The 961-nt window shown below is 64.5% G+C and carries 2 protein-coding genes; both read left to right on the top strand.

Annotation, left to right across the window (positions count from 1 at the left end; genetic code table 11):
• Positions 1-363 (top strand): transposase (locus IEY69_RS21610; RefSeq protein ID WP_189075128.1); only part of this gene is annotated, 363 nt, incomplete at its 5' end.
• 143 nt (positions 364-506) lie between these two features.
• Positions 507-961: transposase (locus IEY69_RS21605; RefSeq protein WP_373291102.1), on the top strand; the 455-nt coding region annotated here is incomplete at its 3' end.

Genomic DNA, 961 nt, shown 5'->3' with positions numbered 1-961 from the left:
ATCGCGACGGATTTCAGCGTCTGGGACACCTGTGTCCTGTACCGGGCTCGCTGGTCGGTCGAGTGCACGTTCGCAAGCCTCAAGGTCCGCGGGTTTGATCTGGAACGTACGGGCATCACCCGGCCGGCCCGACTGGAACGCCTGTTCGGGCTGGTCATCCTGGCTTGGATCAGCTGCCTGCGAGTCGGGGTGTGGCTCCAGACACAGGTTCCGATCAAGGTGAAGGCTCATGGCCGATCGGCCATGAGCCTCGTGCGATACGGCGCGGAGCGGCTGGGTCATGCCCTGCGGTGGAACCTGCCCGAGTTACCCGAACTGATCAGGCTGCTGAGCACGCCATTTCACGCGCCAGGCGCGGTCTGAGGGCAAGATGTCCGGTACAGAGGTGTGTGACCATCCCAGAACCCGCCGATCTCCAGCGTACTGAACTCACCCGCCATTTCAAAGCCTGCGTGCCCTTCCTGCGCCACGACACGCTGCAGCGCGTCGTGGACGTGATCTTCGCGATGGTGACCGCGAGGAGCGTGAACCAGAGTGACCTGTGCGCCCACCTGCCTGGGGCAAGCTCCCTCGACGCGAAGAAACGCCGGGTGGAACGAGGGTGTCGGGATCCCCAGCTGACCGAACCGGTGTTCCTGGCCTTCCTGCTGGCCCTGCTGCCCCCTGGGAAACTTCTGCTCAGCATGGACCGGACGACCTGGGAGCGTGGCGAGTCGCCCCTGAACCTCTTGGTCCTCGGTGTCGTGTTGCACGGGTACACGGTGCCGCTCGTCTGGAGCGCTTTGGACCACGACGGGAACAGCGGCACGGTCCGGCGCATCCAATTGGTCTCACGACTCCTGAAGGCCCTTCCAGCGGCCCGCTGGAAGGGCCTGGTCGCTGACCGGGAGTTCATTGGTGGGGAGTGGTTCCGCTTCCTGAGGCGCAAGGGCATCAAACGGGCCATCCGCATCCGAAAGAA

Source organism: Deinococcus sedimenti (assembly GCF_014648135.1).
Lineage (GTDB): Bacteria > Deinococcota > Deinococci > Deinococcales > Deinococcaceae > Deinococcus > Deinococcus sedimenti.
Note: the sequence above shows the minus strand (reverse complement) of the source record. Positions and strands in the feature narration are given on the sequence as shown.